This window comes from Chloroflexus sp., from assembly GCF_034435895.1.
In the GTDB taxonomy this organism is placed as follows: domain Bacteria; phylum Chloroflexota; class Chloroflexia; order Chloroflexales; family Chloroflexaceae; genus Chloroflexus.
In genome coordinates this window covers 1-8,528 of record NZ_DAOTWH010000339.1, presented here as the reverse complement: position 1 = coordinate 8,528, position 8,528 = coordinate 1, and the positions used below count along the sequence as shown (strand labels likewise).

General features: G+C 59.8%; 9 protein-coding genes. All 9 read left to right on the top strand.

Going from position 1 to position 8,528, the window contains the following annotated elements; genetic code table 11:
• Positions 1-1,024 (top strand): hydantoinase/oxoprolinase family protein (locus tag U9R81_RS18755; protein WP_322496936.1); only part of this gene is annotated, 1,024 nt, incomplete at its 5' end.
• Between the two features lie 44 nt (positions 1,025-1,068).
• Positions 1,069-3,006 (top strand): hydantoinase B/oxoprolinase family protein, encoded by a 1,938-nt coding sequence (locus U9R81_RS18750; RefSeq protein WP_322496935.1) that lies wholly within the window; start codon positions 1,069-1,071, stop codon positions 3,004-3,006.
• Positions 3,007-3,378: 372 nt separating this feature from the next.
• The gene (locus U9R81_RS18745) at positions 3,379-4,023 is read left to right on the top strand and encodes an N-carbamoylsarcosine amidohydrolase (RefSeq protein WP_322496934.1); all 645 of its coding nucleotides are present in this window, start codon (positions 3,379-3,381) and stop codon (positions 4,021-4,023) included.
• A 219-nt stretch (positions 4,024-4,242) separates the two neighbouring features.
• A complete protein-coding gene (locus tag U9R81_RS18740) occupies positions 4,243-4,890 on the top strand; it encodes a hypothetical protein (protein ID WP_322496933.1) in 648 nt (215 codons plus the stop codon).
• 114 nt (positions 4,891-5,004) lie between these two features.
• Positions 5,005-5,907 (top strand): hypothetical protein, encoded by a 903-nt coding sequence (locus U9R81_RS18735; RefSeq protein ID WP_322496932.1) that lies wholly within the window; start codon positions 5,005-5,007, stop codon positions 5,905-5,907.
• Positions 5,908-5,919: 12 nt separating this feature from the next.
• Complete coding sequence (locus U9R81_RS18730; protein WP_322496931.1) at positions 5,920-6,162, top strand: hypothetical protein; 243 nt, start codon at positions 5,920-5,922, stop codon at positions 6,160-6,162.
• A gap of 12 nt (positions 6,163-6,174) precedes the next feature.
• The gene (gene nadD / locus U9R81_RS18725; protein ID WP_322496930.1) at positions 6,175-6,789 is read left to right on the top strand and encodes a nicotinate-nucleotide adenylyltransferase; all 615 of its coding nucleotides are present in this window, start codon (positions 6,175-6,177) and stop codon (positions 6,787-6,789) included.
• Positions 6,790-6,795: 6 nt separating this feature from the next.
• On the top strand, positions 6,796-7,512 hold the full coding sequence (gene rsmG, locus U9R81_RS18720) for a 16S rRNA (guanine(527)-N(7))-methyltransferase RsmG (protein WP_322496929.1): 717 nt from the start codon (positions 6,796-6,798) through the stop codon (positions 7,510-7,512).
• 323 nt (positions 7,513-7,835) lie between these two features.
• Positions 7,836-8,498 carry a PspA/IM30 family protein gene (locus U9R81_RS18715; RefSeq protein ID WP_322496928.1) on the top strand — a complete coding sequence of 221 codons (663 nt, stop codon included), beginning with the start codon at positions 7,836-7,838 and terminating at the stop codon, positions 8,496-8,498.
• Positions 8,499-8,528 lie beyond the last annotated feature (30 nt).

Below are 8,528 nucleotides of genomic sequence, written 5' to 3'. Positions count from 1 at the left end.
CCGCGCGCTGCGCGTCGGCCCGCAGAGCGCCGGCGCCGTGCCCGGCCCTGCCTGCTACGGCAAAGGCGGCACCGAACCGACTGTCACCGACGCCAATCTAGTCTGCGGCTACCTGCCGCCAAGCATCCTCGGCGGCGCGATGCAGCTCGATGTGGCCGCGGCCAAAGCGGCGGTGCAGAAGATCGCCGATGCTACCGGTCTCAGCCTGATGGATGCCGCTGAAGGGATTTTGCGCATCGTCAACGAGAACATGTTCGGCGCACTGCGGCTAGTTAGTGTGCAACGCGGCTTCGACCCGCGCCAGTTTGCCTTGATGGCTTTCGGCGGGGCCGGCCCGCTCCACGGCAATGCGCTGGCCGAACTGCTCGGCTGCTACCCGGTGATTGTGCCGCCCGCTCCCGGTCTGCTCTGCGCGCTCGGCGACCTCAGCGCCGATTATCGCGACGAGTTTGCCCGCACCTACATCCGCACCGTCGATCGGGTTGAACAAGAGGAGATGGTCGGCATGCTGCGCGAGCTGGGCCACGAAGCTCGCGCAATGCTGACCGAAGAGGCCATCCCGCCCGCCCGCCAAGAGATTCGCTACTTCGTCGATATGCGCTACTACCGCCAAGGTTACGAGATGCCGATTGCGGTCAGCGAGACCGAATTCGAGCAAGACCTGATCCCGCTGCTGGTGCAGCGCTTCAACGACCTGCACGACCGCACATACGGCTTCATGCTCGATAGCAACGTCGAGATCGTCAATCTGCGCGCCGTCGGCATTGGCCGGGTGACGAAGGTGGAGTTGCCCGAAGCCGAGCCGGGTGATGCCGATGCCAGCAGCGCCTACACCGGCGAGCACCAGCTCTACCGCCACGGCGAATGGATCACGGCCAAGCTCTACGACCGCAACAAACTGCGCCCCGGTATGCAGGTCGAAGGCCCGGCCATTATCACCGAAGTCGATAGCACGACGGTGGTGCTGCCCCACCACACCGCAACCGTTGATCGCTACTTCAACCTATTGATCAATCGCAGCTAACCGCCGGTGCGGTCTTGCGCCAAACCGAATAGCGAGGAACAACGATGGCAACCAATCTCAAAATCGCGTCGATTCCCCAGATCGAGATCGATCCGGTCACGCTCGATATTATCGAAAACGCGCTCAAGAACACCCGCTACGAGATGGACGCTGTGCTCTACCGCACAGCGATGAGCCCGGTGATCCGCGAGCAGCACGACCAGTTTCCGATGATTACCGATCCGCACGGGCGGATGATTGTCGGCCAATTCGGTTCGTACATCGCCGGCCTGCTCGACCACTGGGATCAGACGATCGAACCCGGCGATGTGATTTTGCTCTCGGATCCCTACCTCTGCGGCGGCGCGATCAGCCACATCAACGATTTACTGGTGATGCTGCCGATCTTCTACGGCGAGGGTGAGGATCGCGAACTGATCGGCTGGGCCAGCATGTTCGGCCATGCCCAAGACGTTGGTGGACCGCTGCCCGGCTCGCTGCCCACAAACGCCACCACCATCTTCGGCGAAGGTTTGCGGCTGCCGCCGGTCAAGATCTACGAACGCGGCAAACTCAACCGGGCCGTGCTCGACATTATGCTGAACAACGTCCGCCAGCCTGAAATGAACCGCGCCGACCTGATGGCAATTATCGCCAGTTGTCGCACTGCCGAAAAGCGGGTGATCGAGCTGTGCGACCGCTTTGGCAAAGATGTCTATCTGGCCGCCACTCAAGCCCTGCTCGACCGCACCTATCGGGCGATGAAGGAGCTGATCCTGCGCAACCTGCCCGAAGAGCCGCAGTCGTTTGAAGATTATGTTGATGACGACGGGTTGGGCAACGGGCCGTTCAAGATGAAGCTGACGATCTGGCGGCAAGGCCACGAAGCCTACTTCGACTGGACGGGCACCGACCCGCAGGCGATGGGGCCGATCAACTTCTACCTCAACGAGTCGATGTTCAAGATGTTCATCGGCGTCTACCTGATCATGGTCTTCGACCCGCAAATCTTGTTCAACGACGGCTTCTACCCGCTGCTGCACGTCACTATGCCTAAGGGCAGCCTCATCCAACCCGAATTTCCGGCGGCGCTGGGATGCCGCACCCATGCCCTTACCCGCCTGTTCGACGTACTCGGCGGGGCGTTGGCGAAGCGCGCGCCAGAGTTTACCACCGCCGCTGGTTACGGCACCTCGCCCTACCTGCTCTATTCCGGCTACGACAAAGACGGCGAATTCTTTTATCTCATGGAGATCAACTACGGCGGCATCCCCGGCCGCCCAATCGGCGACGGGATGGACGGGCATTCGTGGTGGCCGCTCTTCACCAACATCCCCACCGAATACCTTGAGAGCTACTACCCGATCCGGATCGAGCGCTACACCAGCATCATGGACTCAGGCGGCGCCGGTTTTCACCGCGGCGGCAACGGCATCGAGAAGATCTACACCTTCCTCGAACCGGGAGAAATCTCGATCCACGACGACCGCTGGCTAACGCCGCCGTGGGGCAACGTCGGCGGCAAGCCGGGCAGTCGGTCGAGCAAGCTGCTGGTACGCACCGATGGCAGCCGGCAGGTATTGCCGAGCAAATGCGACCAAATCGTTGTCGAGCCGGGTGATCAACTAATCTACCGCACTGCCGGCGGTGGCGGTTGGAAAGACCCGCTCACCCGTCCGGCAGAGGCGGTGCAACGCGATGTGCGCTACGGGTTGGTCAGCCGGGAAAAGGCGCTCAACGACTACGGCGTGGTGCTAACCGAGACGCTTGAGATTGATGCAGCCGCCACCGAAGCCAAACGCGCCGAGCTGGCCGCCGCGCGCGGCGAGATCAAAGGCTTCGATTTCGGTCCGCCGCTCGAAGAGCTGCTCGCCAACGCCGAAGCCGAAACCGGCCTGCCCGCGCCGCGCAAACCGCAACCAGTGCGGTGGGCCATGGCCCGCGCCGCCCGGCGCGAACGTATGGCCCAACCCGCCGAGCAACGCGAGGTCACAGCAGACTAGCAAGAGCGCGGCATACCTCGCCCACCCAACCCGGCACGACGTAGATAGGGCGCGGCCTATTGAAGGGCGGACAGAACTTGTGATTGAGACAACTGTTGATCGCTTTGCAATGACTCCAAGTTCAGCTCTCCGCTCCTCTCTCCCGCACCAGTGGGAACGGGACTGGGGGTGAGGGCCAGCAGCCCGCGCAGCGGGCTTCGTAAGCCTAGCCCGGCCCTTCAGGGCCGGGTGCCAGACAGATGTTCTGTCCGCCCTTAAACCCACGCCAGTGGGCGCGGGACTGGGGGTGAGGGCGCACCGAAGCATCGCAAAGCCATCAACCGCATCTGCGATCATACGAACTGTCTGCCCTTTAACGAACAACGAGGCCCTATGACATCCTTCGACCATCTTGCCGACGACTACCGCCAGCACGGCCTCGCCGGACGGATCGGCTTTGGCGAGCACCCGGCGCTGTTAGTGATCGACTTCATCAAAGCTTACACCACCCCCGGCTCGCCGCTGTATGCCGCTCCCGGCGTACCAGATGCGGTGCGCGCCAGCCAGCCGGTGTTAGCTGCGGCCCGTGCCGCCGGCATCCCGATCATCTACACCACCGTCGCCTACACGCCCGATGGCCGCGACGGCGGCATCTTTGTGCAAAAAGTGCCGGCGCTGCGCCAGCTCACCCACGACTCGCCGCTGGTGGCCATTGTTGACGAGCTGCGCCCGCAAGCCGGCGAACTGGTGATCGAAAAGAAATACGCCAGCGCCTTCTTTGGCACCCACCTCGCCGCCACCCTCACCGCACTGCGGGTTGACACCCTGATCATGGTCGGCTGCTCCACCAGCGGTTGCATCCGGGCCAGCGCCGTCGATGGCATGCAACACGGCTTTCGGGTGATTGTGCCCCGCGAATGCGTTGGCGACCGCGCTCCTGAGCCGCACCTTGCCAACTTATTCGATATCGATGGCAAATATGGTGACGTGGTTGCGGTTGAGGAGGTATTGGCGTATTTACGTCTATCAACGCCATGAAACCGTTACATTGTAACGATGACCCATCATTGCAACCATCACAGAACCTGAAACCTCAAACAGATGACTCCTAGAGCGCGATATTCGGTGAATACTACCACATTCACGTAAAATATCGCTTCTTGACTTCGTGTCAAGATGGTATTACTATGATATGTACGGCATCTACTCCAATGCCGGCGTTTTGCGTTTCTTATAGAAAGTGTACGGTCTTAAGCGATGAGCCACCGCTATCGCTGGGTCTTTCTGGCAGGTGTGGTCGTCGCGCTCAGTGGTTGTCTGTCGACCCTACCTACAACAGTAGATGTGAACGGGCCATTGCCGGCTACCTTACCACCACTAGCGCAAACCTTGCGCGCCACAATAGCGCCGACGAATCTCGCGCCGGCGCAGGAAACTGCTGTGCCAACAAGCACGATGACTACGACCGCCGCGATTATTGTTGCGACACCGCCGCCAGCTACCGCAGCGCCGCCAACACCCACCTTAGCCCCAGCGCCAACTCTCGTCTTGCCAACCTTGCCCGTCTTGTCGAACGAAGAACGTTGGCGGTTGCAACAGATCGATCGCCAAATCTTTCCCGAACCCCGTTTATACACAACGAAACGCAGTGAATTGTACTGGTACGATCCAGTAAACCAACAACTGGTATTAATCGGTATTATAAATGGTGAATTTATGGCGCAAGCCACGTTCACTTTCCGCGAAAATAACCAACCATCACTTGAAGTGCCATACCATGTTAACCATTCTTATGGAATCTCCGCTCTTTCTCCCGCTGTAATCGAACGCATTCGCGCGGCAGGATATGACGAATGGATTGAGACATTCATTTTTTTAACGCCTGATGTGCAAGCCAAAGGCTAACGGTTTCACAGTTGCTGGGTTACAAACTGGTTAGGAAGCGGTTGTATGATCGTTTTGGTCTGGTCAAGGTTGATAGTTCTGCAGCTGTAGTTTAGTAAGGAAGAAGGAACCGCCGTGAGCAGTCGCTATCTTGAAATGGTGCGTGGACAACGCCGCCGAGGCGGATGGCAATTCACCTCAAAATCGTTACTTGCCATCCTCGCGTTCATCGCCATGATTGGCTCTGCGGTCTATTGGTGGGGAGTCCAGAGTCAATTAACCGGCAATTGGATTATTGCTGCGGCATACACCGCCATTCTGGTGCTGGCGCCGCCGAGCCTGATGTCATTCCTCATCCCATGGTCGCCGGGTGGGATGCTTTTGCAAAAAATTAACGCCAAGACATGGGGTTATGCCGTGGTGATAGTTGCCACGCTCTACCTTGTGTATTATTCCTTTGAAATTCAATGGACATGGTGGGCATCGCAGCCGGTGGTCCAAAGCACCGGGTTAGTCATCCAACAGGTCTTGATTGGCATCATCGGCTTTATCATTATCCCTGCGCTCTTATGGACACCAGTAACCTCTGAGGAGCTGGTTGAGCAGGTGCGCCAAGCCCATTTGGTGCGTCGCTACGAACTGCAAACGCAGGCTGACATTGCTATTCTGCGCGCTACCCTGCTGCGCGCGCAAGAGAAGGCGTTGATCGGGTTCGCAAATCTCACCGTGCAAGAACGCGAGGAACTGGCCGCCGTGATGCGTGGCTTGGTCAAAGGCATTGACGCAACCCTGCGCGATATTGGCGAGAGCGTGAAGACGGTAAGCGGAGCAACGGTGCCGTTCAATAGCCTCGAAGACAATGAGGATATTCAGAAGTACCTCGATTTTGTCGCTGAAACGCTCACCGATAACGCTCTCTTGCCCCGCCGCTCATCCGCCACGGGCCAGCACGAAGCGGCAACTCGCCAGCTCTCATCGCGTGATGAGGAAGAATATTACGAAGATGACCGGCGCACGCGCGCATTGCGACAACGCTAGCTAGGGAGAAATATGCGCGGCTACCGTTTCACCACCGATGACCGCCTGCCCGAACGCGACTTGCAAGAGCTGGCCGATGAGCTGGCAATCCAGTTGCATTATGCGCTCGGCGAGCGCGTGTTTCTGTTGCCGCGCGCCGATGTAGCTGAGTTGATCTGGCCGTATATCGAAGACCTCCATCCTGATGACCAGAATGATGTCGTCTGGCTGGTGTGGCATCTGTTCCAAGAAGCACATGAGCTAAACGAAGAATAACTCCCCCTCATCATGACTACTGTTCGCCGGTTGGGGATTTATGGAGGCACGTTCGATCCGATCCATTTCGGCCATCTAGCCATTGTCGAAGAGGCGCGCTGGTTTTGCCGTCTCGACCAAGTGCTGATCGTCCCCGCCGCATCCCAACCGCTGAAGGAAGGCCATCTCGCCGCTGCCCATCACCGGCTTGAGATGGTGCGGTTAGCGTGCGCCGGCAACGACGCGCTGATCCCATCGTCGCTCGAACTCGATCGCCCGCCGCCGTCGTATACGGTCGATACCTTGCGCGTATGCCGGGAACGGTATGGGTCGGAAGTTGAGCTATTCCTGATCATTGGCGCTGATGCCGCCGCTGATTTGCCCCGCTGGCGTGAACCCGACCAGATCACACACCTTGCCCGCCTTGTTGTGGTTGAACGGCCCGGTTATCCGTTCGACCAAGAATCGCTCGTTGCCGCGGTGCCGGCAGTGCGCGATCGAATGATTGTCCTCACCGGGCCGCAGCTCGCCATTTCCAGCACCGATCTGCGCCAGCGCCTCGCCGCCGGTCGTCCGGTGCGTTACCAGTTGCCTGATGCTGTGCTTGCTTATGTGAAGCATCACCGGTTATATCAAGTTGAGGAATAACGCTCCATGGCCGACGATGCCGAGCGCCTCTTGAGCGAGACCGCCGCCGCGTGGGGGCTTGCGCTCAACGAGCGCCAACTTGCCCAATTTCACCGCTATCTCGACGAGCTGATCGTTTGGAACGACCGCTTCAACCTGACCGCAGTGCGCGACCGCGCGGCCATGGTGCGCCGCCATCTGCTCGATTCGCTGTGGCTGGCCCGTGACTGGCCTGCGCAACCGGCCAACCTGATCGATATTGGCAGCGGGGCTGGCTTTCCGGCGCTGCCGCTCAAAATCCTCTACCCAGACCTCCCGGTCACGCTGGTCGAAGCTACTGGCAAGAAGGCTGAATTCTTGCGTCACATCATTGATTGTCTCGAACTAACCGGCGCGCGCGTGCTGAACGAACGGATCGAAACCGTGGGCCGCCATCCCGCCGAACGCGAGCAGTATGACATTGTGACTGCCCGCGCCGTCGCCGAGCTGCGCGTGCTGGTGGAATACGCCTTGCCACTGTTGCGCATGGGGGGCCGTCTGCTTGCGCCGAAAGGCCGCGACCCAGAGGCCGAGATTGTTGCGGCGCACAACGCGCTGGCCTTGCTCGGCGGCGAAATCAGCCTCTGCCAACCGGTTGACATTCCCGGCGAAGAACGGCGCAGCCTTGTGATCGTCACCAAAATCGCCCCTACTCCCGTCCGCTTCCCGCGCGCGGTTGGCGTGCCAACCCACCGCCCGTTGTGATGCCAACGCCGAGACCTGCCAGCTATGGAATGCGGCGCGAACCGGCCAGCTATCGAGTGCGGCAGTTTGACTGCCGCACTCCATGCCAATTGCGCTCGTCAGCCCCAACGTCAGCACACTGATGAGAAGCATGCGCCAGTCCAACTGCCGCGCTCCATGCCAATTGCCTCCTTTCAGCGAATGGTGAAACTTTTTGGCGCGGCCAAACGTACGGATCAACGGTTGTGGATACACGATCGGCGTGCTACAATGCAGGTAGTGTTCCCGTCGCAACCATTCCGCAGCCTTAATGGTGTGCATAAGCATCCAAAGGAGGAGCGTCCATGTCCATTCTCGGTCGTATCAAGGATCTAATCAGCGCCAACATCAACGCAATGCTGGATAAGACGGAAGACCCGGAGAAGATGGCGAACGAGTACCTGCGCCAACTGACCAACGAGCTGTACGAGGCCCGCACCGGCGTGGCCCAAGCGATGGCCGACGAGACCCGGCTTGAACAGCGCCGGATCGCCGCCGAGGCTGAGACCGAGCAGTGGCAGATCAAGGCCGAGCGGGCGTTGCGCGCCGGCGATGAGGCGCTAGCCAAGGCAGCACTATCTCGCAAGGTACAGGCCCAAAAGCTGGCCGAGCAGTATCGCGCCCAAGAGAAGGCGCAAGAAGAGCAGGTGGAAGCCTTGCAGCAGGCCCTGATCGATCTCGAAACCCGGATCGCCGAGGTGAAGGCGCGCAAAGAGCTGATCATCGCCAAAAAGAACCGCGCCCAAACCCAAGAGGCGCTCCAGCGCACCGCTGCGTCGATTGGTCGCGTCAGCGCCCTCGATAAGCTCGATCAACTGGAAGAGAAGGTCGATGACCGGCTGGCCCGCGCTGAGGCGATGGCTAAGCTCGAAGGCGACTCGCTGGAGGCCCGGTTCCGCAATCTCGAGAAGGAGACCGAGGTTGATAGCGAGCTGGCCGAGCTGAAGCGCAAGCTGGGATTGAGCTGATCAGATAGCGAGGGGCGGGTGTCAAACCCG

Excerpts from the sequence above, each read along its gene's own strand:
- U9R81_RS18740 (WP_322496933.1), top strand. The coding sequence starts at position 4,243 with ATGAGCCACCGCTATCGCTGGGTCTTTCTGGCAGGTGTGGTCGTCGCG.
- U9R81_RS18730 (WP_322496931.1), top strand. The coding sequence starts at position 5,920 with ATGCGCGGCTACCGTTTCACCACCGATGACCGCCTGCCCGAACGCGAC.
- U9R81_RS18745 (WP_322496934.1), top strand. The coding sequence starts at position 3,379 with ATGACATCCTTCGACCATCTTGCCGACGACTACCGCCAGCACGGCCTC.
- nadD (WP_322496930.1), top strand. The coding sequence starts at position 6,175 with ATGACTACTGTTCGCCGGTTGGGGATTTATGGAGGCACGTTCGATCCG.
- rsmG (WP_322496929.1), top strand. The coding sequence starts at position 6,796 with ATGGCCGACGATGCCGAGCGCCTCTTGAGCGAGACCGCCGCCGCGTGG.
- U9R81_RS18750 (WP_322496935.1), top strand. The coding sequence starts at position 1,069 with ATGGCAACCAATCTCAAAATCGCGTCGATTCCCCAGATCGAGATCGAT.
- U9R81_RS18715 (WP_322496928.1), top strand. The coding sequence starts at position 7,836 with ATGTCCATTCTCGGTCGTATCAAGGATCTAATCAGCGCCAACATCAAC.